This is a genomic window from Caballeronia arvi (assembly GCF_001544695.2).
GTDB classification, from domain to species: domain Bacteria; phylum Pseudomonadota; class Gammaproteobacteria; order Burkholderiales; family Burkholderiaceae; genus Caballeronia; species Caballeronia arvi.
The window spans coordinates 81,068-107,985 of record NZ_FCOM02000004.1; the positions used below are offsets into that span (position 1 = coordinate 81,068).

Annotated in this window: 21 protein-coding genes; 12 read left to right on the forward strand and 9 right to left on the reverse strand. The window is 62.9% G+C overall.

From position 1 onward, the window contains the following. The 3 genes from AWB74_RS06670 to AWB74_RS06680 all read left to right on the forward strand — a co-directional run bounded on the left by AWB74_RS06670 (position 1) and on the right by AWB74_RS06680 (position 4,621). Positions 1 to 1,068: an amino acid--[acyl-carrier-protein] ligase gene (locus AWB74_RS06670; protein ID WP_061145994.1), complete on the forward strand. Its 1,068-nt coding sequence runs from the start codon at positions 1 to 3 to the stop codon at positions 1,066 to 1,068. Further along, positions 1,065 to 2,069 (forward strand): DUF1839 family protein, encoded by a 1,005-nt coding sequence (locus AWB74_RS06675; RefSeq protein ID WP_061145995.1) that lies wholly within the window; start codon positions 1,065 to 1,067, stop codon positions 2,067 to 2,069. The genes AWB74_RS06670 and AWB74_RS06675 overlap by 4 nt, the downstream gene beginning before the upstream one ends. A gap of 74 nt (positions 2,070 to 2,143) precedes the next feature. Continuing rightward, a complete protein-coding gene (locus AWB74_RS06680; RefSeq protein ID WP_061145996.1) occupies positions 2,144 to 4,621 on the forward strand; it encodes a glycosyl hydrolase 2 galactose-binding domain-containing protein in 2,478 nt (825 codons plus the stop codon). A 15-nt stretch (positions 4,622 to 4,636) separates the two neighbouring features. On the opposite strand, the gene AWB74_RS06685 is transcribed toward AWB74_RS06680, so the two are convergent. Further along, positions 4,637 to 8,176, reverse strand: a complete 3,540-nt coding sequence (locus AWB74_RS06685; RefSeq protein WP_061145997.1) for an indolepyruvate ferredoxin oxidoreductase family protein — start codon at positions 8,174 to 8,176, stop codon at positions 4,637 to 4,639. 103 nt (positions 8,177 to 8,279) lie between these two features. Here AWB74_RS06685 and AWB74_RS06690 point away from each other — a divergent pair, with 103 nt between their 5' ends. Beyond that, entirely contained in the window at positions 8,280 to 9,185 is a 906-nt protein-coding gene (locus AWB74_RS06690; protein ID WP_061145998.1) for a LysR family transcriptional regulator, read from the forward strand. 6 nt (positions 9,186 to 9,191) lie between these two features. On the opposite strand, the gene AWB74_RS06695 is transcribed toward AWB74_RS06690, so the two are convergent. The 4 genes from AWB74_RS06695 to ampC form a co-directional block, all read right to left on the reverse strand. Beyond that, positions 9,192 to 10,634, reverse strand: coding sequence for an MFS transporter (locus AWB74_RS06695; protein ID WP_061145999.1), 1,443 nt, complete (start codon positions 10,632 to 10,634; stop codon positions 9,192 to 9,194). A gap of 52 nt (positions 10,635 to 10,686) precedes the next feature. Further along, the gene (locus AWB74_RS06700; protein ID WP_061146000.1) at positions 10,687 to 12,648 is read right to left on the reverse strand and encodes an aconitase family protein; all 1,962 of its coding nucleotides are present in this window, start codon (positions 12,646 to 12,648) and stop codon (positions 10,687 to 10,689) included. A 93-nt stretch (positions 12,649 to 12,741) separates the two neighbouring features. Next, on the reverse strand, positions 12,742 to 13,635 hold the full coding sequence (locus tag AWB74_RS06705; protein ID WP_061146001.1) for a LysR family transcriptional regulator: 894 nt from the start codon (positions 13,633 to 13,635) through the stop codon (positions 12,742 to 12,744). Between the two features lie 11 nt (positions 13,636 to 13,646). After that, on the reverse strand, positions 13,647 to 14,810 hold the full coding sequence (gene ampC / locus AWB74_RS06710; RefSeq protein ID WP_061146002.1) for a class C beta-lactamase: 1,164 nt from the start codon (positions 14,808 to 14,810) through the stop codon (positions 13,647 to 13,649). Positions 14,811 to 14,925: 115 nt separating this feature from the next. On the opposite strand from ampC, the gene AWB74_RS06715 reads away from it, so the two are divergent. Further along, the gene (locus AWB74_RS06715) at positions 14,926 to 15,798 is read left to right on the forward strand and encodes a LysR family transcriptional regulator (RefSeq protein WP_061146003.1); all 873 of its coding nucleotides are present in this window, start codon (positions 14,926 to 14,928) and stop codon (positions 15,796 to 15,798) included. A 257-nt stretch (positions 15,799 to 16,055) separates the two neighbouring features. Here AWB74_RS06715 and AWB74_RS06725 read toward each other — a convergent pair whose 3' ends face one another. The 3 genes from AWB74_RS06725 to AWB74_RS06735 all read right to left on the reverse strand — a co-directional run bounded on the left by AWB74_RS06725 (position 16,056) and on the right by AWB74_RS06735 (position 17,950). Then, positions 16,056 to 16,574 (reverse strand): DUF2778 domain-containing protein, encoded by a 519-nt coding sequence (locus tag AWB74_RS06725; protein WP_061146005.1) that lies wholly within the window; start codon positions 16,572 to 16,574, stop codon positions 16,056 to 16,058. A gap of 15 nt (positions 16,575 to 16,589) precedes the next feature. Beyond that, positions 16,590 to 17,075 (reverse strand): Hcp family type VI secretion system effector, encoded by a 486-nt coding sequence (locus tag AWB74_RS06730; RefSeq protein WP_061146006.1) that lies wholly within the window; start codon positions 17,073 to 17,075, stop codon positions 16,590 to 16,592. A 113-nt stretch (positions 17,076 to 17,188) separates the two neighbouring features. Next, positions 17,189 to 17,950 carry a YoaK family protein gene (locus tag AWB74_RS06735; RefSeq protein WP_061146007.1) on the reverse strand — a complete coding sequence of 254 codons (762 nt, stop codon included), beginning with the start codon at positions 17,948 to 17,950 and terminating at the stop codon, positions 17,189 to 17,191. Between the two features lie 190 nt (positions 17,951 to 18,140). Here AWB74_RS06735 and AWB74_RS06740 point away from each other — a divergent pair, with 190 nt between their 5' ends. The 7 genes from AWB74_RS06740 (at position 18,141) to AWB74_RS06770 (ending at position 24,597) form a co-directional block, all read left to right on the forward strand. Further along, positions 18,141 to 18,650 (forward strand): MarR family winged helix-turn-helix transcriptional regulator, encoded by a 510-nt coding sequence (locus tag AWB74_RS06740; RefSeq protein ID WP_061146008.1) that lies wholly within the window; start codon positions 18,141 to 18,143, stop codon positions 18,648 to 18,650. Between the two features lie 4 nt (positions 18,651 to 18,654). Continuing rightward, entirely contained in the window at positions 18,655 to 20,757 is a 2,103-nt protein-coding gene (locus AWB74_RS06745) for an FUSC family protein (RefSeq protein ID WP_061146009.1), read from the forward strand. 34 nt (positions 20,758 to 20,791) lie between these two features. Next, positions 20,792 to 21,001: a DUF1656 domain-containing protein gene (locus tag AWB74_RS06750; protein ID WP_061146010.1), complete on the forward strand. Its 210-nt coding sequence runs from the start codon at positions 20,792 to 20,794 to the stop codon at positions 20,999 to 21,001. Further along, positions 20,998 to 21,969, forward strand: coding sequence for an efflux RND transporter periplasmic adaptor subunit (locus AWB74_RS06755; protein WP_061146011.1), 972 nt, complete (start codon positions 20,998 to 21,000; stop codon positions 21,967 to 21,969). Before AWB74_RS06750 ends, AWB74_RS06755 begins: the two co-directional genes overlap by 4 nt. Continuing rightward, positions 21,966 to 23,411: an efflux transporter outer membrane subunit gene (locus tag AWB74_RS06760; RefSeq protein WP_061146012.1), complete on the forward strand. Its 1,446-nt coding sequence runs from the start codon at positions 21,966 to 21,968 to the stop codon at positions 23,409 to 23,411. The genes AWB74_RS06755 and AWB74_RS06760 overlap by 4 nt, the downstream gene beginning before the upstream one ends. A 17-nt stretch (positions 23,412 to 23,428) precedes the next feature. Beyond that, on the forward strand, positions 23,429 to 23,932 hold the full coding sequence (locus AWB74_RS06765) for an SRPBCC family protein (RefSeq protein WP_061146013.1): 504 nt from the start codon (positions 23,429 to 23,431) through the stop codon (positions 23,930 to 23,932). A 62-nt stretch (positions 23,933 to 23,994) separates the two neighbouring features. Continuing rightward, positions 23,995 to 24,597, forward strand: coding sequence for a phosphatase PAP2 family protein (locus AWB74_RS06770; RefSeq protein ID WP_061146014.1), 603 nt, complete (start codon positions 23,995 to 23,997; stop codon positions 24,595 to 24,597). A 37-nt stretch (positions 24,598 to 24,634) separates the two neighbouring features. On the opposite strand, the gene AWB74_RS06775 is transcribed toward AWB74_RS06770, so the two are convergent. After that, positions 24,635 to 26,737 (reverse strand): putative bifunctional diguanylate cyclase/phosphodiesterase, encoded by a 2,103-nt coding sequence (locus AWB74_RS06775; protein WP_061146015.1) that lies wholly within the window; start codon positions 26,735 to 26,737, stop codon positions 24,635 to 24,637. Positions 26,738 to 26,918 lie beyond the last annotated feature (181 nt).

A 26,918-nucleotide genomic window follows, 5' to 3' on the forward strand; every position in this document is an offset into this window, starting at 1 on the left:
ATGAACATGCCGACGGAACAGGCCGCCATTGCGCAGGCCGAAGCACAACAAGCACAACAACAAGCCCAGACTCCGTACGACAAATCGGACCTGACCTTGCGCGATCGCCTCATCGAGGCGGGCATTCTGCTCGACACGGGCGAGGACGGTCTCTATGGCCGCAGCGAAGTCTTCGAGGATGTCGTCGAGCGCCTGAATCAGGCGATCACGATGCTCGGCGCCGATCAGCACGCGGAAGTGCTGCGCTTTCCGCCCGCAATGCGCCGCCGCGATTTCGAGGACAGCGAGTACCTGAAGAGCTTCCCGAATCTCGCGGGCACGATCCATTCGTTTCAAGGCAATGATCGCGGACATCATCGTCTGCTCGAAGCGCTCGACAAGGTCGTGCATATCGGCGAAAACGAAGAGCGTTCCGACGAATGGATGGATCAGCAGAAGCCTACGCGCCTCGTGCTCACGCCGGCCGCATGCTATCCAATCTATCCGCTCGTCGCGAAGCGCGGCAAGCTCGCAGAAGACGGCGCGATCTTCGATGCGTTCTCGTACTGCTTCCGTCACGAGCCGTCCATCGATCCGGGCCGCATGCAGATGTTCCGCATGCGCGAGTACATTCGCGTCGGCAGCCCCGAACAGGTGATGGCGTTCCGTCAGAAGTGGATCGAGCGCGGCTCGCTGCTCGTGAATCTGCTCGAATTGCCCTTCGAGATCGATCTGGCCAACGATCCGTTCTTCGGGCGTGGCGGCATGATCGTCGCGGATAGCCAGCGCGCGCAACAGCTCAAGTTCGAACTGCTCGTGCCCGTGGCGACGCCTGATCGCCCGACCGCGTGCCTGTCGTTCAACTATCATCAGGATCACTTCGGCGAACTCTGGCATATCAGTCAGGCCGACGATCAGGTAGCGCATACCGCGTGCGTCGGATTCGGCATGGAGCGCACGACGCTCGCGCTCTTCCGTCATCACGGTCTCGATGTCAATGCGTGGCCCGAGAAAGTGCGTCAGTTGCTCTGGGGCGACAAGGCACCGCTCATCGAGCAAGGCCTCGCGAACCTGGGAACGAAAGCATGAACGCCCGCACGCCGGCAGAAGTCGTGACGGTCACGTCCACGCCTGCGGGTAGCGACTTTCAGCAACACGCGCTGCATCGTGAAGAGCGCGTGTGGCTGGAGACCAACTGCTACGTCGATCTTTGGATCGAGCTGCTGCATCACTACCGCTGCGATCCGCATGCGGGGCTCAGCTTCACGGTGACGCAGGCGTTCGAGGGCGATCAGTTCACGTTCCCGAAGTTTTCGCTCGACGATATCGCGCGGCTCCACGGCCTGCAGGCGCAAGAGCTCGCGATCTACGACACGCTGGAAGCGCACGTGCGCGAGCAGACGCGTCGCGGGCAGATGGTGGTCGTCGAAATGGATGCGTACTATCTGCCCGATACGCGTGCGACCGCGTACCGGCAGACGCATACGAAGACGACCATCGCCATCGACGCCATCGACACGGATGCAAAGCGCATCACGTACTTCCACAACGCGGGCTATTTCGCGTTGTCGGGCGAAGACTACGACGGCGTGTTCCGTCTGATGCCCGGTCTCGCAAGCGATGTGCACGCGCTCTTTCCGTATGTGGAGTTCGTGAAGCGCGCGCGTGCCCCGCTCGAAGGCGACGCGCTCGTGCGGCGCTCGGTCGAACTGCTTGCGTTGCGGCTCGCGGATCGCCCAACGGTGAACCCCGTCGCACGATGGCGCGCGGAGTTCCCTGAGCATTTGCGCGCGTTGCTCGAACGCGATCCTGCGTACTATCACCTTTACACGTTCAATGTGATGCGTCAGTTGGGCTCGAACTTCGAGTTGCTGTCGAAGTATCTCGGCTGGCTCAATAGGCACAGCGTGGAAGTGCCGGTCGAGATTCAGACGAGCGCGCAGGCGATCGCCAGCGAAGCGATGGTCATGCAGTTCCGTCTCGCGCGCGCCCGCATGCGCTCGCGCACCGATGCGTGCGAGGATTGCTTCGATTCGATGCAAGCCTCTTACGATAAGGTCATCGAGCCGCTTGCCGCGCGCTTTCTCTGAACGCAAAAACCGCGCGGTCCTCGCGCGGTTTTTGCGTCGTTCTCCAGATCCCAACATCATCATCGAGGAAGGTCATGCAGGTCCTTTCCGCGCACGCGCCGCTGTGTCTGTCCGAAGGCTGGCAATGCCTGAGCACGCCCGCGGGCGCATGCGCCACACCCGCATCGGTCGATGCGCTCATGCCGACACACGCACAATGGATCGACGCACCCGTGCCCGGCACGATCGCATCGGCACTGCGTTTGTCCGGCGTCGCCGATGAAGCACTCGCGCAACCGTTCGCGCATTCGGATCACTGGTATCGCGTAAAAATTTCAGGCGACGGCAAGCGGCGCTTGCGCTTCAACGGCCTCGCGACCATCACTGAAATATGGCTCGATGATCGCAAGCTGCTCGAATCGGATTCGATGTTCATCGCGCATGATGTCGATGTCGAACTCGACGGCGAGCACACGCTTCATCTTTGCTTTCGCTCGATCGCGCCAGCGCTCGCGGCCAAACGCGGGCGCGCGCGCTGGCGACCGAAGCTCGCGCAGCCGGCCACCTTGCGCAACGTGCGCACGACGCTGCTCGGCCATATGTCCGGCTGGTGCCCGACGATTCAACCGGCGGGACCGTGGCGCGCAATCGAACTGCTCGGCGCATCGCGCACATGTATCGATGATGTGGACTTCCGCACGAGCGTCGATGGCCGCGATGGCATTCTTGACGTCACGACCCGCTTCTTTCATGCGCAAGAGCCAGCGCCGCTTCGGCTCGAATGCGGTGAAGGGCAAGCCGCGCTGCAATGGCAGGACGCGCACACGCTGACGGGCCGCGTGCGCGTGCCGAACGTGCGCCTGTGGTTCCCGCATACCCACGGCGAGCCATCGCTTTATGCGGTGAAGCTCGGCGATATCGAACTCGGCGATGTGGGTTTTCGCACGATAGAAGTCGATCGCGGCGCGGACGGCAAGGGCTTTCAGCTCGTCGTGAACGGCGTGCCGGTGTTTGCGCGCGGCGCGTGCTGGACATCGGCGGATATCGTTTCGCTCGATGCCCCACGCGACAAACTCGAAGGCATTTTCCAGTTGATTCGTGACGCGGGCCTCAACATCGTCCGCGTGAGCGGCATCACGCTATACGAGTCCGATACGTTCTACGAACTCGCGGACAAGCACGGCGTGATGATCTGGCAAGACTTCGCGTTCGCGAACTTCGATTATCCGGACGACGAAGCATTTCGATCGAGTGTGCATCGCGAAGCCGAACAGTTCCTCGCGCGCACGCGACGCTTCGCATCGCTCGCTGTGTTGTGTGGCGGAAGCGAAGTGCATCAGCAGGCCGCGATGCTCGGTCTGCCCTTCGACGCGTATCAGCAGCGTCTGTTCACCGAGTTGCTGCCGAACGCGATCGCCGCGCAAAGGCCCGACGTCGCGTATGTCGTGAACTCGCCGAGCGCCGCGCCCGGCGACACGGTATCGATGCCCTTCAACACACGCGGCGGCATCACGCACTACTACGGCGTGCCGGCGTATCAGCGTTGGTTCGACGATGTGCGCCGCGCGCAAGTGCGCTTCGCATCCGAGTGCCTCGCGTTCGCGAACGTGCCGGACGATGTTGCGTTGCGAGCATTGCCGAATCCGCGTGCACACGAACCGCGCTGGAAAGCCGGCGTGCCGCGCGACCCCGGTTCAGCGTGGGACTTCGACGATGTGCGCGAGCACTACATGCAATCGCTCTATCGAGTCGATGTGCCGCGTCTACGCTATGAAAACCCCGAGCGCTATCTCGAGCTATCGCGCGCAATCGTCGCCGATGTGATCGGCGCCGTGTTCTCCGAATGGCGACGCGAGGGATCGACGTGCGCGGGCGGCATCGTATGGAATCTGCTCGATGTGCGGCCGGGCGCGGGCTGGGCCGTCATCGACGTGCTCGGCGCACCGAAGAGCGCACTGCATGGTCTCGCGCGCGTGCTGCAACCCGTGCAGGCGCTGATTCTCGATGAAGGCCTCGACGGCCTCGACGTGCATCTCGTCAACGAGACGGCGCGTGAGATTCGCGCGCGTGTCGAGCTGACTTGCCTGCGCGAAGGCGCGGTGAGGGTGGCGGGCGGCTCGTGCGATATCGTGTTGCGGCCGCGTAGCGTGCAGCGCGTGTCGTCGAATGCGCTGATCGGCGCGTTCTTCGATATCGCGTACGCGTATCGCTTCGGCCCGCGCGCGCACGATGCGACGCATGTCGTCCTGCGGGATGTTGAAACGGGCGACGTGTTATCGGAAGCGTTCCACTTCCCCGATCCGTCGATGGGCGAACGGCGCGATATCGGCCTGAAAGTCTCGGTCGAGAAGGATGACGAAGGCTGGAGTCTCGTCGTCGAAACGGCGCAACTCGCGCGTTGGGTGCATGTCGTCGATCCGAACTATCACGCGCGCATCGACTGGTTCCATCTCGCGCCCGGCGGCACGAAACGCATTCCGCTCGTCGCGCGGCACGCGAATGTGCGCGCCGCGCCCGAAGGCGATGTGTGTGCGGTCAATGCTTTACGCAGCGCGACGTATCGCGCTGCGTAAAGCATCGCACCGCGATCAGGCCGTCGCCGCCATCTCGACCGGCGCGCGATAACGCCCGATCAGACGCTCACGCTTCTTCGCGACCGCGGCCATGTTGCGCTCCTTCACATGACCGAAGCCACGGATCTCATCGGGCAGCTTCGCGAGTTGCAGCGCGGTGTCGAAGTGGTCCGCGTCGAGCGTCGCGCAGAATTCATCGACGAGCGCGATGTAATCCGCGATCATCGCGCGTTCGGTGCGGCGCTCTTCGGTCTTGCCGAACACATCGAGCGACGTGCCGCGCAAGCCCTTCATCTTCGCGAGCACGCGGAACGCAGGCAGCATCCACGCGCCGAAGCGCTGCTTCACGAGATGGCCGTGCTCGTCACGCTTCGCGAAGAGCGGCGGCGCGAGATGGAACATGAGCTTGTAATCGCGGCCCGGCTCGCCCTCGAACTGCGCGCGCAGCTTGTCGAGATACGCGGGATCGGCATAGAGACGCGCGACTTCGTACTCGTCCTTATAGGCCATGAGTTTCGCGAGATTCACCGCAACCGCGCGCGTGAGCGGCAGCTTCGCGTTCAACGGCTTCTCTTTCTCGCGGATGCGCTCGATCACGCTTCGATACGAACGCGCATACGCTTCGCTCTGATACGCCGTCAACAAGGCTTCGCGCGTCGCGATCACGTTGTCGAGCGACTCGGGCATCTTCATCACGACCGCATGCTGCACGACGGGCTTGATGAGTTCGCCCGCGCCATGATGCGCGACGAATCGTCCCCAGTTGAACGCAAGCCAGTTCTTCTCGATCGCCACGTTGTTCAGTTCGATCGCGCGCTTCAGGCTCGCCAGTTCGAGCGGCAGCCAGCCCTTCTGCCACGCAAAGCCGAGCAGCAGCGGGTTCGAGTAGATCGTATCGCCGAGCAGTTTCAGCGCGAGCGCATTGGCGTCGACGAAAGCGCAGCCCGCGCCGATGCTGTCCTTCAGCGCCTGTTCCGTCTGCGCGCCCGGAAACGTCCAGTTCGCGTTGGTGACGAACTCCGCAGTCGGTGTCGCGCCGCTGTTGATCGCCGCCTGCGTCACGCCGTTTCGCGTGCGTGAAAGCACATCGTTGGATGCCGACACGATCGCATCGCAACCGATCACAAGGCGCGCTTCACCCGTCGCGATGCGCGTCGCGTGCAGCGCTTGCGGCTCCGGCGCGATCTGCACGTGACTCAGCACCGCGCCGCCCTTTTGCGCGAGACCGGCCATGTCGAGCACGGTGACGCCCTTGCGCTCGATATGCGCGGCCATGCCGATCAGCCCGCCGATCGTCACGACGCCCGTGCCGCCCACGCCCGTCACGAGAATGCCGTAAGGCTTCGACAGCGTGGGCAATGAAGGCGAAGGCAGCGTGTCGAAATCAGGCTTGGTCTCTTTCGAAGCCTGCGGCTTGCGAACCTGCGCGCCTTCGGCCGTCACGAAGCTCGGACAGAAGCCTTTGACACACGAAAAGTCCTTGTTGCACGACGATTGATTGATCTTGCGCTTCGTGCCGAGCGGCGTGTCCATCGGCTCGACAGACAGGCAATTCGACTGCACCGAGCAATCGCCGCAGCCTTCGCACACGGCATCGTTGATAAATGCGCGGCGCGCCGGATCGGGATACGTGCCGCGCTTGCGGCGGCGGCGCTTTTCCGTCGCGCAGGTCTGATCGTAGATCAGCACCGTCGTGCCTTGCGTATCGCGCAGCTCGCGCTGAACGCGGTCGAGCTCGTCGCGATGATGCACGTTCACGCCCTGAGGCAATGCAACGTTCGCATCGTATTTCTGCGGCTCGTCCGTGACGATGACGATGCGCTTCGCCCCTTCCGCAAAGACCTGATGCGCGATCTGCGGCACCGTCAGCACGCCGTCGACGGGCTGGCCGCCGGTCATCGCGACGGCATCGTTATAGAGAATCTTGTACGTGATGTTCGCGTTTGCCGCGATCGCCGCGCGCACCGCGAGCAGGCCCGAATGGAAATACGTGCCGTCGCCGAGATTGACGAACACGTGCTTGTCGCCCGAGAAATGCATCTGGCCGATCCACGCGACGCCCTCGCCGCCCATCTGGCTGAAAGTCTCGGTCTTGCGGTCCATCCACATCGACATGTAATGGCAACCGATGCCCGCGAGCGCACGCGAGCCTTCGGGCACGCGCGTCGACGTGTTGTGCGGGCAGCCCGAGCAGAACCACGGCTTGCGTTCGACATCGACACGCGGCTTGATCGCTTCGCGTTCTTTCGCTTCGATAGTTTCGACGCGCGCCAGCATGCGGGCGCGCACATCGGCGGGAAGATCGGCGCGTGCGAGACGACGCGCGATAGCTTTTGCAATCAGCGCGGGCGATAGCTCGTAATGCGCGGGCAGCAGCCAGTCGCCGCGCGGCACTGACCATTCGCCGCCTTCGTTGTCGCGTTCATCGAACTTGCCGTAGATGCGCGGACGTACATCCTCGCGCCAGTTATAAAGCTCTTCCTTAAGTGCGTATTCGAGGATCTGCCGCTTCTCTTCGACGACGAGAATCTCTTCGAGGCCCGTCGCGAATGCGCGTGCGTCCTGCGCATCGAGCGGCCACACGCAGCCCACTTTCAACACGCGCAGACCGATCTGCGCGCAGGTTTCATCGTCGAGACCGAGATCGACGAGCGCCTGACGCACGTCGAGATAAGCCTTGCCCGCCGTGATGATGCCGAAGCGCGGCTTGTCGGAGTCGAGCACCACGCGATTCAATTTGTTCGCGCGTACATAGGCCAGTGCGGCGTACCACTTCTCGTCGAGCAGACGCGCTTCCTGTGCGAGCGGCGCATCGGGCCAGCGGATGTTGAGACCGTCCGCGGGCATCGCGTAATCGGTGGGCGTGACGATCTCCACGCGATCCGGATCGAGATCGATCGATGCCGTCGATTCGACCACATCGGTCACGCACTTCATCGCGACCCACAGGCCGGAGTAGCGACTCATCGCCCAGCCGTGCAGGCCGTAGTCGAGATATTCCTGCACGTTCGACGGATACAACACCGGAATGCCCGCCGCGATGAACGCATGATCCGACTGATGTGCCACCGACGACGACTTCGCCGCGTGATCATCGCCCGCGAGCACGAGCACGCCGCCGTGCCTGTCAGTCCCGGCCGAGTTGGCGTGCTTGAACACGTCGCCGGTGCGATCGACGCCCGGTCCCTTGCCGTACCACATGCCGAACACGCCGTCGCGCGTCGCGCCCGGCCAGAGATTCACTTGCTGCGTGCCCCAGATCGACGTCGCGGCCAGATCTTCGTTCACGCCCGGCTGAAACACGATGTCGTTATCTTTAAGATGCGCCTTCGCCTTCCACAAGGACTGATCGAGCGCGCCGAGCGGCGAGCCGCGATAACCCGAAATGAAGCCGGCCGTATTCAGCCCCGCCTTGCGGTCGCGCGCTTTTTGCAGCATCGGCAGGCGCACGAGCGCTTGCGTGCCGCTGATATAGACGCGGCCTTTCTCCAGCGTGTATTTGTCATCGAGCGAAACATTGGCGGCGGCGAGTGCGGCGCGATCGGGTGCATTCATGTGGGCGTGTCTCCGGGTTCGGGGAATTGTTTTTTGCGCAGTATAGAAAGCCGGATAGCCATCGTAAAATCACGAATAAACAACTCTGGTATTCGAAAATCAGATGGCCTTCGATCTCACGCTCAGACAGTTGCGCTATTTCGTTGCCGCCGCGCAAACCGGCCAGTTTTCGATGGCGGCGGCGAATGAACATGTCTCGCAATCGGCGATCACGAATGCGGTGCTTGCGCTCGAAAGCGCGCTCGGCACGAAGTTGTTCGAACGCATGCCGCAAGGCGTCGCGCTGACGCCCGATGGTCAGGACTTTCATCATCACGCCCGACGCGTGCTCGAAGCCGCGCGCGACGCGATGCATCAGCCACGTTTTCGCTCGCACGACATGCACGGCGTGGCACGGATTGCCGCGTCCTATACGGTGCTCGGGTATTTTTTGCCGGAATTGCTCGCGCGCTTTCGTGCGACGTATCCGTTCATCGATTTCGATCTGCGCGACATGGAGCGCGCCGATATCGAAACGGCTGTGGCGAATGGCGATGTCGAACTCGGCGTGGTGCTGTTATCGAATCTGCAGCGCCCGGAGCGCTTCGACAGTCAGGTACTGATGCGCTCGCGGCGGCAGTTATGGGTCGCGCCGACGCATCCGCTCGCGCAGCAGCACGCGGTATCGCTGAAAGATATCGCGGCGCATCCGTACATTCTCATTACCGTCGATGAAGGCGAGCAATCGACGATGCGCTATTGGCACAAGAAGCGCCTCGAACCGAACATCGCGTTTCGCACGAGTTCGATGGAGGCGCTGCGGGGACTGGTGGCGCATGGTTTCGGCGTCACCGTGCTATCGGATATGGTGTTTCGGCCGTGGTCGCTCGAAGGCAAGCGTATCGAAGCGCGGCCCGTGAACGATGCGATTCCTCATATGGAAGCGGGCATGATCTGGCGCAAGGGCGCCGTGCTCGACGCCCCCGCGACCGCCGTGCAGCAATTCCTGATTCACGCGTGCGGCGGCTAACCCACGTCAATGCGAAATGCTTTCGAGCGATCGGCCGAGCGTGCGCGGCCCCATCAGGCCGATCGAAAGCATGACGAGCAGCATCGCGCCCGCAATGAAGCCGAACACACCCGTCACGCCCGCCTCTTTCAGCACGAACGCGATCACGAACGAACTGAACACCGCTGACAGCCGGCTCCACGAATAGACGAAGCCCACGGCGCGCGCGCGTATCGTCGTCGGATAAAGCTCTTGTTGATACGTGTGATACGTGAACGAGATGATGTTGCCCGCGAGCGTGAGCATGACGCCGAGCGTGACGATCATCACGGGGCCCGCCGCCTGACTGAACAGCAGTCCCGCGACGATATTCACGCCTGCCATGAAGACGATCACATGCTTGCGTTCGAAGCGATCCGCGATCCAGTAGCCGAGCAATGGACCGATGGGCGCGGCGAGGCCGATCACCGTCGTATAGAGCAGGCTCGACGTGACGGTCACGCCCTGTTTCACGAGCAAGGTCGGCACCCAGTTCGCGAAGCCGTAGAAGCCGACCGTCTGAAAGATATGGAAGACGATCAGCATCAGCGTGCGCTTGCGGTACGGCGGCTTCCACATATCGGCGAAACCGGCCTTCTTCGCGATCGGATCGGACGGACCCGGAGCGGGCAGCGGCTTGCCGTATTGCAGCGCGACCTGGTCCTCGAGACGGCGCAGGACCGCATCGGCTTCATCGACACGGCCTTTGCTCGCGAGCCAGCGTGGGCTTTCCGGCAGATTGCGGCGGAAGTACCAGACGAACAGCGCGCTCACGCCGCCCGCCAGCGCGACCCAGCGCCAGCCGTCGAAACCGAACGGCGCCCGCGGCACCAGCAGATAGGAAAGGTACGCGACCACGGGCACGGCCGAGAAGCCGATCGCCTGACAGACTGCGAACGCCCGGCCGCGCAGATGCTTCGGCGCGAGCTCGGACATATACGTGCCGATCGTCACGAGCTCGACGCCGATGCCCAGTCCCGACACGAAGCGCCAGAAGTTGAGCCACATCGCCGTGTCCTGAAACGCCATCACGGTATTCGCCGCGACATACCACAGCAGCGAATACGTGAAGATCGCGCGGCGTCCATAGCGGTCGGCGAGAAAGCCGCACGCGATCGTGCCGATGAAGAGCCCGCAGAACAATGCCGCGATGAAACTCGCGATGCCGGTCGTGCCGAACAGGCCCGCGGTCGTCGCCGTGAGAATGCCGCTCTTCACGAGGCCCGGCGCGATGTAGCCCGTGAAGAGCAGATCGTAGAGCTCGAAGAAGAAGCCGAGGCTCAAGAGAAAGATGAGCTTCCAGACCGCGCGCGTCGCGGGAAGCCGGTCGAGGCGCGCCGAGATGCCCGCCGTGTCCGCGACTGCCGGCGCGTCCGTGAGCGTGCTGCCGGCGGCGTCGTGCAGACCCGAAGTGCCCTGCATGATAGCCATTGCTGTCTCCTGTTCGTATGTCGATGCCGCATCGATGGCGGCCCGAACGTGCTTACTTCCTGAAGCGCTCTTGCAACTCCGCGAACGACGCGACGCTGCCGAGAAGCGCGCTCGCCGCGACCGTCGGCGGGCTGGCGAGCCACACCTTGCCCGGACCGGAACGGCCCGGAAAATTTCGATTGATCGCGCTGATCGTGACTTGCTGCGCTTCGGTCGATGAACCCGGCCCGCAGTTGGCGCACGCACCGCACGAAGGCTGAAGCAGAATCGCGCCGACGCGCTCGAATGCATCGACATAACCTTGCGCGATGCAATAGTCGCGCACGTCCTGCGTGCCGAATTGCAGATACAGCTTCACGTGATCCGGCACGCGCAGGCCGCGTTCGGCGGCCCACGAGAGCACGTCGTGATAGTGATCGAAGTCTTCGCGCTTGCCCGCCGTGCACGAACCGCCATATGCGATATCGATGCGCGGTCTTTCATTCAATGCGTGAAGCGCGATGCCGTTGCCCGGATCGCCTGGCGCGGCGAGCATCGGCGTGAGATGCGCGCAATCGATCTCGATCATATCGGCATAGCGCGCGCCTTCGTCGCTCTTCATCCACGGCTCGAGCGTGAAGTCGATGCCGCGACGCTCCTTCAGGAAGCGCACGGTTTCATCGTCGGGTGCGACGATGCCCGTGAAGCCGCCAAGCTCGGCGGTCATGTTGGTGAGCGTTGTGCGCTCGTCGGTGGACAGCCTCGCGATCGCCGTGCCCGCGAACTCGAATACCTTGCCGACGCCCGCGCCCGCGCGGATGCGCGCATCGGCCAGCAGATGCAGCACCATATCCTTCGCCGTCACGCCCGCGGGCACCGGCCCATGCAGTTCGATCAGCAACGATTGCGGCACGGTCATGCGCACCGCGCCCGTGACGAACGCATTGGCCATGTCGGTCGTGCCGACGCCGAATGCGACGCAGCCGAGCGCGCCGCTATGCGGCGTATGCGAATCCGTTCCGACGACGACCTGCCCCGGCAACGCGTAACGCTCTGCCATCATCGCGTGCGAGATGCCTTCGGAGCCTTCATCAAGCTCGCTGTTCGTCTCGCTCAGATAGCCGTGATTGCGCACGCCGTAGTCATGCGCGAACGCGCGATGCGCTGCCGAAAGTTCGCGCACGTTCGGCAGCAGGCCATTTCTGATATGCAATTCGCTGCGATGTGAATACGAAAGATGATCCTCGAACGCGAGCATGCTGTGCGGTTCGTGAAGCGTCAATGGACGGCCGAATGTCGCGTGCAGCATGTGCGCGGCCATGCCCGTGTAGTACTCGTGGATGAAGCGCCAGTCCGCGCGCACGAAGATGCCGTTGCCCGGCTCGAGCGACGCGTTCGTCGCATCGGTCGTCAATGCGTGGCGCGCAAGAATCTTTTCGACGAGCGTACGCGGCATGTCATCGTTCGATGTCTCGCCGATGCTCACGCGCTGCATATGCAGCCTGCCGTATCGCAACAGGCCGCCGCTCTTCAGAATGGCGGCGGCGAGCGGATCGCGGCCGGCGACGAGTTCTTCCACGTCGATCGATTCACCGCGCCGGATGCGTTCGATCAAACCGAAATCCGTCGATGTGAACAGCCCGAGATTGTCCGCGTTCTGCCGATAGATGCGCTCGAAGCTATGCGCGATGACGAGACGAATGCCCGCGTGATATTCCGCGAGCGGGCTATGTTCGCGCGATGAGCCTTTGCCATAGCGATTGCCCGCGACCGTCACCTGAAAGCCGCCCGCGCGTACTGCATCCGTGCCGATGGGATTGCGTCCGCCCGCATGAAAGCCGACATACGGACACTGACCGAGACGCTCGTCGAAGCGCGTGAGCACGCTGATCGGCGTGATCTCGTCGGTGGAGACATCGTCGCGCAATGCGCCCGCTTCATCGGGCGTCAGATCGGCGCCCGCAAGCTGATGTTCGACTTTCGTGGGGTCCGCGCACAGAAACAGGATTCGCCCGCTTAACACCAGATTGGCCATCGCAATTCTCCTTGGCTGCCAATCTAGACGCCTACGCACGCGAGCAAAAGTGTTCGTTGGGCACATGGGCCATCGCAGGATGCGATGTCCGTGTTAACCCTCGTCGTCGATGAGCGTATCGATCAACGCCTGTACCGCCTTCAGCCGCGATGACTTGCGCGGCGCATGAACCCGCAGGGTGCGGCCGCTGCCCCAGCTTTCGCGCAGCGGCACCCGCACGAAGTTGCGCGAGCCCGCAAATGCGGAGGCTGCGCTCGTCGGCACGATGCCGATGCCGAGTCCCGCTTCGACCATGCGGCATTGCGCGTCGAAACTATTGACGGTGACGGTCACGTTGAGCGGCAGCCGCGCGGCATCGGCATGTTCCTTCAACGTCTGATCGAGCGATCCGCCCGCCTGCAACGCGACGAGCGGAAAGCGCGTCACTTCGGCGAAGCTCAGGTCGTCCGCTTGCGCGAGCTCATGACCGGGTGGCAGCACGACCATGAGCGGATCGTCGGCGAAGTGCCATGATTCGAGGCCCGCGGGCGTCTTGCCGCTCGCCGATATGCCCACGTCCGCGCGATCGTCGAGACACGCGCGAATGACCTCGTCGCTGATCTGCTCGGTCAACGCGATACCCGCGAGCGGATAGCGCGCCTTGAAGGTCGTCAACCGCTCGGGCAGAAAGCCCACGATCGCCGATGCATTTGCATGCAGCCGCACGACGCCCGCGATCTGCCCGCTCATCGATTGCACTTCGCGCGCCATGCCTTCGAGCCGTCCGTGAATCGCACGCGCGCTCGCATAGGCGTGCCGGCCCGCTTCGGTCGGCTGCACGCCCGACGGCGAGCGAATCAGAAGCGCGACGCCGATGGCCGCTTCCAGATCCGCGATACGCCTGCTCAACGCCGAAGGCGCGATATGACTGCGGCTCGCCGCGCGTGCGATCGATCCTTCCTCGATGACCGAGATGAAGAGTTCGAGACTGTAGGGATCGATGCGCATCGCGTTTGTTTTTATCGGCTGCCGGTTAGCGACGTGATGATCGCATACGCGGCCTTCACGCGCTCTTCATTGGGGATGTTGCGGTTCGCCAGCATCACGATGCCCACGCGCTCTTTTGGCACGAACGCGATATACGCGCCGAAGCCGTTGGTCGAGCCGGTCTTGTTGATCCACACATCGTCGCGCGGCGGCTGCGGCGGATCGATACGCGTGACGGGCGTCGCGTTGAGGATCATCGACGCCGAATTTCCGTCGAGCAGCGCCTGCAGCGCAACCGGATACGGATACTGTTCCCAGATCAGGTCCTGCGTCATCGGACCGGCCTGGAAATAGCCGGTATGCGTCGCGTCGACGGCGCGCTGGTACGCCGGATCGATGCGCACCATGTTCATGTTGATCTGCAAGAAGCGCGTCATGTCCGCTGCCGTCGTTCTCACGCCGTAAGCCTCGGAAGACAGCACGCCGCCCTTCATGCGAATCGGCGCGTCGTTCTTCGCATAGCCTTGCGCATAGTCGCGCTGTTTCGATGCGGGCACGTTCATATAAGTGTGCGTGAGCCCGAGCGCCGGAAAGAGGCGCGTTTGCATCAGCGCATCGAAGTCCTGCCGCATGCTCTTCGCGGCGATCAGCCCGAGCGTGCCGATGCCCGGATTCGCATACGTGCGGATCGTGCCGGGCGGCTGCGCCGGACGCCATGTCCTGAAGTACTGCATCAGTTGATCGTTGTCGTGGATCTCGTCGGGCACCTGAAGCGGCAGGCCGCCCGGCGTGTGCGTGCCGAGATTCAGCAACGTCACCTTGCCGAACTCGCTTGCGCCGAGCGTCGGCAGATACTTGCTTACGGGATCGTTCAACGAGAGATCGCCTTGAGTTTGGGCATAGGACGCGAGCGTCGCGGTGAACGTCTTGCTGATCGAGCCGAGTTCGAAGAGCGTATCGCGCGTGACGGGCTGCTTCGTCGCCTTCGACGCCAGGCCGTAATCGAACACATAGGGCTTGCCGTCCACGACGACGCCCACCGCCATGCCCGCGATGCCGTGCAGCGCCATCAACGGTTTGATGGTTTCATCGACTGTCGACTTGATGCTCGCCGCATCGCTTGCGAATGCAGTGCCGGGCATCGCGGCAAAAGAAAAAATGGCTGTTGCCAAAAGACTCAGCGCACGAAACTTCATCGTCTTGATCCTTCGTTCTGGTTTGCATGATTGGAACGAAGCGAAATATCCGCTCTTTTGGCGACTTCGACAATCGAGGATAATTTGCCGCAGGCAATAGAAAATCTTATGAGCCATGCGCCCTCATCTTCCCCTGAACGCGTTGCGCGCGTTCGAAGCCTCCGCGCGTCATCTGAGCTTCACGCGCGCCGCACAGGAACTGAACGTCACGCAGGCGGCCGTCAGCCAGCAAGTGCGCACACTCGAAGAGCGGCTCGGCACGCCGCTCTTCAGGCGCCTGCCGCGCGGGCTGAATGTCACCGACGAAGGCCGCGCGCTGCTGCCCGTGCTGAGCGATGCGTTCGGCCGCATCGAAGCGGTGCTCAAGCAGTTCGAAGGCGGGCATTTTCATGAAGTGCTGACGGTGGGCGTCGTCGGCACGTTCGCGGTCGGCTGGCTGATGCCGCGGCTGAAGGCGTTTCGCGAAACGCATCCGTTCGTCGAGTTGCGCCTCTTCACGCATAACAATCTCGTCGATCCGGCATCGGAAGGACTCGACTTCGCGATCCGCTTCGGGGCCGGCATCTGGCCCGCGACGCATAACACGGCCCTGCTCGATGCGCCGCTCGCGGTGCTATGCGCGCCCGATATCGCGCGACGTCTCGCGAAACCCGCCGATCTCGCGAAGGAAGTGCTGCTGCGCTCGTATCGCGCGGACGACTGGAGCAATTGGTTCGATGCGGCCGGCATCGAGCCGTGGACGATGAGCGGCCCGGTCTTCGATTCGTCGCGTCTGATGGTGGAGGCCGCGGTGCAAGGCGCGGGCGTCGCGCTCGCGCCGCCGCGCATGTTCGTGCGCGAGTTGCAGGCGGGGCTGCTTGCGCGCGCGTTCGATATCGAAGTGAAGACGGGCAGCTATTGGCTCACGTGGCTCAAGTCGCGGCGTCTTTCGCCCGGCATGCGGTTGTTTCGCGACTGGATCGTCGCGGAGGCTGTGCAGGATGTTTAAGTATGCTCCACGAGGTTGTCTATCGGGATCGGTAGCGGCACCAGATTTGCGCGATTACCACGTAGACGGCCACCGCGACGAGCAGATGAACGCACCACACAGTGCATAGGAAAAGCAACTCATAGTCTTCGATGCCGAGCTTGTCGGATATCTCGATCAGAGTTTGCTGCTGGCTCATCGATAAAGGAAACGCAAAGATTCGAACATAGCGCATAGAAAGGAGCGTCATGACGATGACAATGACGACCGTGCGCATCCTACGGGCAAGAGTTACCAATTGTCGCTACCTCGATCCATCCATAAGCACCAAGTCCCGAATTTCCGGCAGCAATCACCGGAGTCTGCAATAGTGCGTAACGGAGTCGTTGAAAGTCGGCGAGACTTGCCAGAGTAATGCACCCAAATGACACGCCTGATCCGCTTTTAGGGTGGAGACGGAAGTTTCCCCGTTTTACGCCATTGATCCAGGTCCAGTCGTCAATCAGGCCATCGTCCCGATACAGTGCAAACCATTGATCATGATGCGAAGGAGAGCCCAGCGCCGCATTTGTCATGTCCTTGAACCAAGCTTGCGTCTGAGAGACGAGGCCGCCCTTCGGCCGCTCCACAATCCAATACTTACCTGCTGGTATTGGGCCTTTCCCGGCTATTGCGGTGCAGCCCCCTCGGTTTCTATAAATACCGTCGCCCGAGAAGGCCGGGAACGTGCCCACGCCAAACATCGCCAGAGTCAACATCGGAGCACTGTTGACCACAAATTTCCCCTGCAAGGGCATAGATTCTCCCGGCTTCTATACTCGCTTAGTCCAGGCATCCGTGAACTTGATGTTGCCGTCGGTATAGTGCCAAGTGATGTTTTCATACATCAGCGAGACCGTTTCCATGTGATTCAACTCACTCGTCCCGGCCAACTTCGTGTTCGCCATACCGGGGGTGACGCCAGCCACCTTTACTCCTTCCAGTGTCATGATGAAATAGACTTCTTCCCGTCCAGCATTATTAATCCGATACCACCGTATCTCCGCAGACTGAAGCTCTTTTCCTTTTGCCACCGCCTGATAGAGATATGGGCTGGACGCATCGAACTCCTTCTCGATGACCATCGGCGCGTGCATACGCGTGCCGGTAATTTGCCCGGTGCCGCCGTCAACCGGTAAATGCACGCCGTGAGCGAAGCCGATTACCTCGATGCTGCCTTCGCGCCCTTGCACGGTCACGCTGCCCTTGATGTCAGAGCCGCCATCATCTTTTAGCCACAAGTATGCGGGAATCGGCATCAGTAATCCTTAGTATTATTGTTGAAACAGACGCAAGATTACTCTGCGTCGACAAAGACCACTGTCAAAGAGTGTTGTAGGGTACCCGCATTTAGTACTCGTTCAGCATTGCCTTAGTCCCGCGCACGCCGTCTGCCCGCAGCGAAATCATCGGCGAGCGGCACGGATGCGAACAACAGAAGCATCGCGGCAAGCGGCACGGTCGTCGCAAAACCGAAATGCGCGAAACCGATCGCGCCCGCGAAGCCGCCGAGCATGAACATCGCGAACAAGGAACTCAGGAGCGCGAGCCGCGCGTGATTCGCGCGCACATAACCGGCGTCGCTGCGCGCGACGCCGCGGTTCCAGTAAAGACTCTTGCCGATCTCGATGCCGATATCCGTGACGAGCCCCGTCACATGCGTCGTTCTGATCTCGGCCTTCGAGATCTTCGTGATCATCGCGTTTTGCAGGCCCATTACGAAACACAAAAGCGCAACGGTCAGCGGCACATCCCACACGCGATGCGTTTCGAGATTCGCGCCGAGCATGCCGAACACGAGCAGCAGCGCGGCTTCGAGCAACAGCGGCGTGGCGAACACGCTATGCGCGCGCCGCTGCCGTCCCCAGTTGATGAGCACCGCCGATGTCGCGGCGCCGCCGAGAAATGCGCCGACTGCGCCGATCGCGGAGAAGACGAACGCCACCTGGCCGAGCACGAGGTTATCGGCGATCGAAGACACGAGTCCCGACATATGCGACGTGTACTGGCCCACTGCTAGAAAGCCGCCGGCATTCGCCGCGCCCGCGACGAAGGCGAGCGCGCAGCCGAGGCGCCGGTTCGAAGTGTCGGTGCGGCTGGGCGAGGTCAGGCCCCGGAGATAGCTGATCGGCATGGGCGGCGCGCGCGGGAGGGTCGAGCCGAAAAGATAGCACGACCATCTGCCGTTCCCGCGCGCGGTGCGCCGCACTGCTGCACCCGCACACAGCAAAAGTCGAGCCCACCTTTCCAGCGCACGAAACTGAAAGAAAAGTTTCTCATCGATAGCATGCTAACGAATAACCTTCTCGCTATAATTCCGCCGCATGACCCAACTCGATATCCTGCGCCGCTCCGTGAGCAGCACGCTCGTGCTGGCCGCGCGCCGCTGGCGCCGCACGAGTCACGGCGTGCTCGCGTCCTACGGCGTGTCGGAAGCGTGCGCCGTGCCGCTGCTCACGGCGAACCGGCTCGGCGAGGCCGTGCGTCAGGTGACGCTCGCGGAGCATGTCGGCATCGAAGGGCCGTCGCTCGTGCGGCTGCTCGATCAGTTGTGCGCGGCCGGTCTCGTGCGCCGCGACGAAGATCCCGAGGACAAGCGCGCGAAAACCATCACGCTCACCGATGAAGGCCGCGCCGTCACCGGGCGCATGGAAGAGCGTCTCGTCACGCTGCGCGCGCGACTTTTGAAGGGCGTGAGCCGCGAAGATCTGGAAACGACGCTGCGCGTGCTTAGTGCGTTCAGCGCGTCGCCGGACGCGAAACTGCTCGCCGCCCTTGAAGCGGTCGGCGAAGCGCCGAAGCCGGCCCGTTCCGCCGGAAAGCGCGGAGCGTAGCGCCATGACGTTCCCATCCGCGCGCGAGTGGCTCTTTTCCGCCAAGACCTTCGCCGCCGCGATGATCGCGCTCTATATCGGCCTCGCGCTCGAATTGCCGCGTCCGTACTGGGCGATGGCGACCGTCTATATCGTGTCGAATCCGTTCGTCGGCGCAACGCGCTCGAAGGCGCTCTATCGCGCGCTCGGCACGATGATCGGCGCGGCGGGCGCAGTGCTCATCGTGCCGCCGTTCGTCGAATCGCCTTTTCTCTTCAGCGTGATCGTCGCGCTGTGGACGGGCACCCTGCTTTTTCTTTCGATGTTCGACCGCAGCGCGCGCAGCTATGTCTTTCTGCTCGCGGGCTATACGCTGCCGCTGATCGCGCTGCCGTCCGTCACGAATCCGGCAACGGTATTCGATCTCGCGATCACCCGCACGCAGGAGATTCTGCTCGGCATCGTGGTGGCGAGTGTCGTTGGCAGCGTAGTGTTTCCGAGCCGTCTCGCGCCCACGCTCATCGTACGAACGGACGCATGGTTTCGCGATGCCGCCTTCTACGCCTGTGAAACGCTTTCGGGACACATTGCGGGTGCAACGATTTCAGCGGCGCGCCAGCGGCTCGCGGCAACGGTCAACGGTCTCGAACTCCTGCTGAGCCAGCTCACCTACGATCACACGCGGCCCGACATCATCCGCCGCGCGCGGGCATTGCAAGGACGGATGCAGATCTTTCTGCCGTTGATTTCATCGATGGCCGATCCGCTGATCGAACTCATCGCCAAGCACGGCAAGCATCCGGAAGGCCTCGAAGCGCTGCTCAAGGATGTCGCCGCGTGGGTCGGCGCACCCATGCCGAAACCGGAAACGGATGTCGGGAACGAGCCCGAGCCCGATGCATTGCGCGCACGCATCCACGCGATGCGCCCCTCCGTCGAAGCGCTCGCGAGCGCCGACGGCGCGCTGCTTTCGAATGCGCTGTGGCGTCTCGGTCAGGTCATCGACGTATGGCAGGACATTCGCGCCTTGCGCGCGGCCATTCTCAACGAAGCGATCGAGTGGCGTCCGCATTTCCGGCACTGGCGTCTCGGCGGCACCGCGCGCTTTTTCGATCGCGGCATGATGCTGTTTTCGACGGGCGTTGCAGTGACCGCGATCATCGTCGCGTGCGTGCTGTGGATTCAATCAGGCTGGAACGACGGTGCCGGCGCCGTGACGCTCGCCGCGGTCTCGTGCTGTTTCTTCGCCGCGCTGGACGAGCCCGCGCCGCAGGTCTTCAAGTTCTTCGTCGCGACGTGCATGAGCGTCGTGCTCGCCGGGCTGTACGTGTTCGTCGTGCTGCCGAACGTGCATGATTTCCCGATGCTCGTGCTGATTTTTGCCGGACCGTTTCTCATCATCGGCACGCTGACGACGAACCCGCGCTTCAGTCTCATCACGATGCTCGTCGCGGTCAACACGGCGACCTTCATTAGTATTCAGAGCGCCTACGAAGCGAACTTCTTCGTGTTCGTCAACAGCAATCTCGCGGGCGTCGCGGGCCTGCTCTTCGCTTTTCTCTGGACGCGCGCAACGCGTCCGTTCGGCGCGGAGCTCGCCGCCGAAAGACTCACGCGCTCGGCGTGGGCGGATATCGTGCTCTCCGCATCGTCGGCGGAAGTGATCGACGATCAGCGCAATCTCTACGCGCGCATGCTCGATCGTCTGATGCAGCTCCTGCCGCGCCATGCGGCGACGGACTCGCATCGTCATCCGTCGATCGAAAGCTTTCGCGATTTCCGCGTCGCGCTGAATGCGCTCGATCTGCGCCGCACGCGCCGCAAGCTGCCGGCCGAATTGCAGGCTTCCGTCGACGAGGTGCTCGACGCATTGCGCCGTTACTTCGAGCTCTGCATCGCGCGGCGCGCGCGTCAGCCGGTGCCGCCCGCGCTCATCCGCAGCATCGACGCATCGAGCGCGCAAGTGGCTTCACGCGCGATGGCGCAGTCGCAGGATGTCGTCGCGGAGAAATGGCTGCGCGACACGCTGCATGCGCTCACCGGCATGCGTCTGTCGCTGCATCCGCCCGCGCAGCAAACGCAGGCCGAACCCGCCAGCGGCACGCCGCCGCGCGAGGAGCCGGCATGATCCGCGTCATTCATATTTCATCGGAACGCCTGACATGATCGGCGAAATCGACATTCTCGGCGTGTTCATCCCCGCCGTGCTGATGCTGATGTTCATCGCGTATCTCGTGAATCTCGTGATCCGCACCGTGCTCGCGCGCGTCGGCTTTTATCGCTTCGTGTGGCATCGCTCCATTTTCGATCTCGGCATCTATGTGCTGGTGCTGGGAGTTGTCGTCATCGTTTCGCAGCGGCTCATCTCGTGAAAAAAACCTGGTTCTCTGTCGGGCAGATCCTGCTTACGCTCATCGTCGTCGCGATTGCGGCGGTCGTGTTGTGGAAGCTCGTCGACTACTACATGTTCGCGCCGTGGACGCGCGACGGCCACGTGCGCGCCGATGTGATCCAGGTCGCGCCCGACGTGTCCGGTCTCATTACCGACGTGAAGGTCATCGACAATCAGCAGGTCAAAAAAGGCGACGTGCTGTTCGTGATCGATCAGGCGCGTTACGCACTTGCCCTGCGTAACGCGCAGGCCACCGCGCAGCAACGCCGCGCGACGCTCGATCAGGCGCGCCGCGAAGATACGCGCAATCGCAAGCTCGGCAATCTCGTTGCGCGCGAAGTAGTCGAAGAGACGCAGTCGCGCGTCGAGCAGGCGACGGCCGCGCTCGCCGACGCCGACGTCGCCATCGATACCGCGCGCCTCAATCTGCAACGCACGGAGATCGTGAGTCCCGTCGACGGTTATCTGAACGATCGCGCGCCGCGCACCGGCGAATACGTCGCGGCGGGCCGCGCGGTGCTGTCGGTGGTCGACATGCATTCATTCCGCGTCGATGGCTATTTCGAGGAAACGAAGCTGCATGGCATCGATATCGGCCAGCCCGTCGATATCAAGGTCATGGGCGAGCCGAACGTTTTGCGCGGACATGTGCAGAGCATCGTCGCGGCGATCGAGGATCGCGACCGTCAGCAAAGCCCGAGCCTTCTGCCCAACGTGAATCCCGCATTCAGTTGGGTGCGCCTCGCGCAGCGCATTCCCGTGCGCGTCACGCTCGATGAAATTCCCGCCGACTTCCGCATGATCGCGGGCCGCACGGCGACGGTCTCGGTGCGCGGCATCGGACCGTCGATCGGCAGGCGCGCGGCGTCGGAGACATCGCCCGCGTCCGCGCCTGCGCCGGCTTCGAGCACATCGGGCGCATTGGGCACATCGGGCGCATCGCAATGAAAGCGTTCGTCTTCGTCGCTTCGTCGGCATTCGTGCTTTTTGGCTGCACGACCGTGGGCCCGGATTACAAGCTGCCCGATAACGCGGCCCTCAACGCGCCCTACGCGAACGCGGCCATCGACGGCGCGGATCAGGCGCCCGTCACGCAAGGCGAAGTGCCCGCGAAATGGTGGCGTCTCTATGACGATCCCGTCGTCGATCAGCTCGTGACCGAAGCGCTCGCCTCGAACACGGATCTGCGCGTCGCCGCAGCGAATCTCGCACGCTCGCGCGCCGAAGTGGAATTCGCCAACAAGCAAGGCGGATTCTCGGGCAAGACATCGGCGGCGTTTCAGCGCGCGCAGGAATCGGCGGAACAGTATCTGCTGACGGAGAAGATTCCGGTCGTCAACGAAGGCGCGCTCGATCTTTCAATATCCTATGAAATCGATCTATTCGGCAAACTGCGGCGCGGCGTCGAAGCGGCGAACGCGGAAGACGAGGCCGTCGAAGCCGCGCAGGATCTCGCGCGTATCACCGTGGTCGCGGATGTCGTGCGCGCGTATGTCGAATCGTGTTCGGCGGCGGAAGAACTGGAGATCGCGCGCAAGTCGCTCGCGCTGCAGAAGCAGCGCGTGCAGCTCACGCAGCGTCTGCGCGATGCGGGCCGCGGCAATCAGTCGGAAGTCACGCGCGGACAGACGCAGGCCGACACGCTCGCCGCCGATATCCCGCGCTTCGTCGCGCGCCGCCGCGTCGCGCAATACCGCCTCGCGATGCTGCTCGCGCGTGCGCCATCGGATTTGCCGAAAGCGGCGCTCACGTGCAAGAAGCTGCCGACGCTGCGCGCGCCGATTCCCGTCGGCAGTGGCGCCGCGCTGCTCAAGCGCCGCCCCGACGTGCGTCAGGCCGAACGGCAGCTCGCGTCATCGACGGCGCGCATCGGCGTCGCGACGGCGGCGCTGTATCCGTCGGTGAGCTTCGGCGCATCGGTGGGATCGGTCGGCGTCGTCGAAGATCTGTTCGGTGCGAACACGAACCGTTGGGCGTTCGGTCCGCTCATCAGCTGGACCTTTCCGATCAACGGTCAGCGCGCGCGCGTCGTGCAGGCCGAAGCGGCCACGAGCGGCGCGCTCGCGCATTTCGACGGTGTCGTGCTGAAGGCGCTGCAGGAAACGCAGAGCAGTCTCGCGACCTACGCGTCCGATACCACGCGCGCCGATGCCTTGCGCACCGCGTACAAGTCGGCGATTCAATCGGCCGACGAAACGAACCGGCTATATCGCGCGGGCCGCGAGTCCTTCCTCAACGATCTCGATGCGACGCGCACGCTCACTGGCGTTGCAGCGCAAGTGGCGGCCGCCGAAGGACAGGTTGCGGTCGATCAGGTGAATCTGTTCCGCGCGCTCGGTGGCGGCTGGGAAACCGACGAAGCCCTTGCGCAAAATTCGAAGGGACAATAAGCGCCGGGGAGGCGATCGTGCGCGCGAGCGAATATCGATTCGTTACCGTCTGGAAGATCGAAGCGTCACTCGAACACGTCTGGAACGCGATCCACGATCCGGCCGCGTGGCCGCAATGGTGGACGTGCGTCGAGCGCGTGATCGAAGTTGAAAGCGGCGCGGACGATGGCGTCGGCGCGCTGCATCGCTATACATGGAAGGGACGCTTGCCGTATCGCGTACGCTTCGACATGCGTGTGACACGCGTCGAGCCGCTCGTGTTGCTGGAAGGCGTTGCGAGCGGCGATGTCGACGGCTTCGGGTGCTGGCGGTTTTCGTCGAGCGGTGACGTCACCATCGTGCGATATGAGTGGCGCGTGCGCACCGGGCGCGGATGGATGAACCTGCTTGCGCCCATCGCGCGTCCGCTCTTCGAATGGAATCACGATTACGTGATGCAGCAAGGCGGCGAAGCGCTGGCGAAGCGGCTCGATGCGCGGCTCGTCGGCATCGCGCATCGCGAAGGAACGCAGACTCGCTAAGGGTTTCATAAGGGTTCGCCGGATAGAATCGCATCGACACTTCCGGCCCGGGAACCCGCCGCATGAACCAACTCGAAACGCTGAACCGCGCGTTGTTCCTGATGATCAACGCAAACCGCGTATCACCGCGTTGGCAGATCGACGTCACACTGGCCATCGCCGATGACCTCATCTATCTGATACCGGCAACGCTCTGCCTCATGTGGCTTTGCGGCATTCGCCGTCAGCGCGCGGCAGCCGTGCGCGCGTGTTGCGTCACCTTTCTCGCGCTCGGCCTGAATCAGCTGATCGGTCTGGCGTGGATGCATCCACGGCCATTCATGATCGGCCTCGGTCATACGTTCGTCGAACATGCGCCGGACTCGTCATTCCCTAGCGATCACGTAACCGTGTTCGCGAGCGTCGCGCTGACGCTCCTCGTTTCAGGGCTCGTTCGCAGCGGCTTAGCGATCATGCTCGCAGGCGCAGCGGTCGCATGGGCGCGAGTGGCCATCGGCGTGCATTTTCCGCTCGATATGGCGGGCGCCATGTGCGTCGCGTGCGTGGCCTATGCGCTCGTCGCGCCGCTGTGGGCGCGCGCAGGCGACGCATTGATGCGCAGGCTCATCAAGCTATATCGTAGAGCACTATCGTGGCCGATCCGGCGTGGGTGGCTCGCACGTTAAGGGGCGTCGTTGAGTACGCCATCGCGCCCGGCAACCCTCACCCCGCGTGCGCCGGTCTCAAGCTTTCGACCACCACGACACCCCGCATCACCGCCCCGCTCAAGAATCCCGCAACCTCCGCCGCGGGCATCGGCCGGCTCAGCAAGAACCCCTGCATCTGATCGCAAGCAAGCTCGCCGAGCGTACGAAACTGCGCTTCCGTCTCGACGCCTTCCGCCACGACTTCGATCTGCAACGCACGGGCAAGCGTCACCACCGCGGACAGTAACGCGCTGCCACGCTGCCCGGCGGAATCGAGATCGCGCACGAACGAGCCGTCGATCTTGATCTGATCGAAACGAAAACGCTGCAGATAACCCAGGCTCGAATAGCCGGTGCCGAAATCGTCGACAGCCACGGCATAACCGCGCGCTTGCAAAGCCTCGATCGTGCAGCTCGTCTTCTCGACGTTCTGCATCGCCGTGGTTTCCGTGATCTCGAACATGAGGCGAGACGGATCGACATCAGCCGCGCCAACCAGCGCATCGATACGCGCAACGAGATCCGGGACATTGAACTGGATCGGCGACAGATTCACCGACACGCATATCGCGGGCAACCCTTGCATGTCCCATAGCGTGATGTTGCGGCAAACCTCGCGCAGCACCCAATCGCCGATCTCGACGATGAGCCCCGAGCGTTCCGCGATCGGAATGAACTCGAGCGGCGCGATCTCGCCCAGCTCCGGATGATGCCAGCGGATCAGCGCTTCGACGCCCGTCACCGATTGCGTCGCGACGCTGAACTTCGGCTGGAACGACAGACTGAGTTCATCGTTGATCAATGCGCGATGCAGGTCACGCTGCAGGATCAGCGATTTAAGCGCGGTATGGTTCATCCGTGGTTCGAACTCGCGGAACGTGTTGCGCCCGCTTTGCTTCGCGGCGTACATCGCGGCATCGGCGCTGTGAAGCAGCTCATCGGCATTGGCGCCATCGCGCGGATGAAACGCAATGCCGATGCTCGCGCTCACGCGCAAGGGCAAGCCATTGACGACGATCTCCTGAGAGAGACGCCGCAACACGCCATTGGCGACCGCCACGGCCGACGACGCATCCAGCATATTCTCGACCACGATCACGAACTCGTCGCCACCGAGGCGCGCGACCATGTCCGTGTGACGCAGATCCTCGCGCAGCCGTTGCGCGCACACTTGCAGCAGGTCATCGCCGACGCCGTGGCCGAGCGAATCGTTGATCGATTTGAAACCGTCGAGATCGATGAACAGCAAGGCGAACGTCGACGCTTTGCGCGTACTCTCCGCGACGGCCTCGGCGATGCGCAACGAAAGTTGCTGGCGGTTCGGCAGATTCGTCAGCGCATCGTGCGTGCCCAGATAATGCAGTTGCCGGTTTGCACGCTTGAGCGAGAGGGACAGGCTGCTCGTATGAAAGCCGAGCAACGCGAGCGTGCCGACCAGCACCGTGAACGACATCGCGGTGACGGCGAGCGCGAGCCAGTTGGCATCGAGCTTTGCGTCGGCAAGACACAGGCTGCCCGCAGCGAAGTTGGCCGCGTCCATGCCGAGATAGTGCATGCCGGTGATCGCGATCGCCATGATGGACGCCGCGCCAAGCCGTTTGATGACGAGGTTCTCTACATCCGACGCGCGCAGCGTGAACGCGAGCCAGAGCGCCGCCATCGACGCAACGATCGCGACGGCTATCGAAAGCACGAGCTTCCAGACGGTGTAATCGATGCCCGGCGACATCTGCATCGCCTGCATGCCGGTGAAGTGCATCGCGGCAACGCCGAGGCCCATGATCGTGCCCGCCATCACGAGACGCAGCCTGGACAATGCGCCCCGGCTGGCAGTGGCGAGCGCGATGAACGACACGCCGACCGCGAGCACGAGCGACGCAGCCGTCGTCGTGAAATCGTAGCCGATGGCGATCGGCAGCGAGAACGCGAGCATGCCGATGAAGTGCATCGACCAGATGCCGACGCCCATCGATACGGCGCCGCCGGCAAGCCATAGCGGCCGGCGCTTCGCGCTCGCGAGCGCATTCAGGCCGCCGGACAACTCCATCGCCGTGTAGGACGCGAGAAACGCGACCACCAGCGACAGACAGACCAGCAGCGGGTTATAGACACCGGTCATCGGCCCACTCTCTCTCGTTTCGTATCAGTCTTTTGCGACTGCTTTTCTGGCGCTCCGATCTGGCCTCGGGCCATGCCGTATCGGTGCGTTGTGTATTGCGACTTATGCGCTATCGGCGAACCACGGCAAAACTTTAGCTTTGCGCGCGTGCGTCTTCGCGCAAAAAAACACCGCCTCTCGG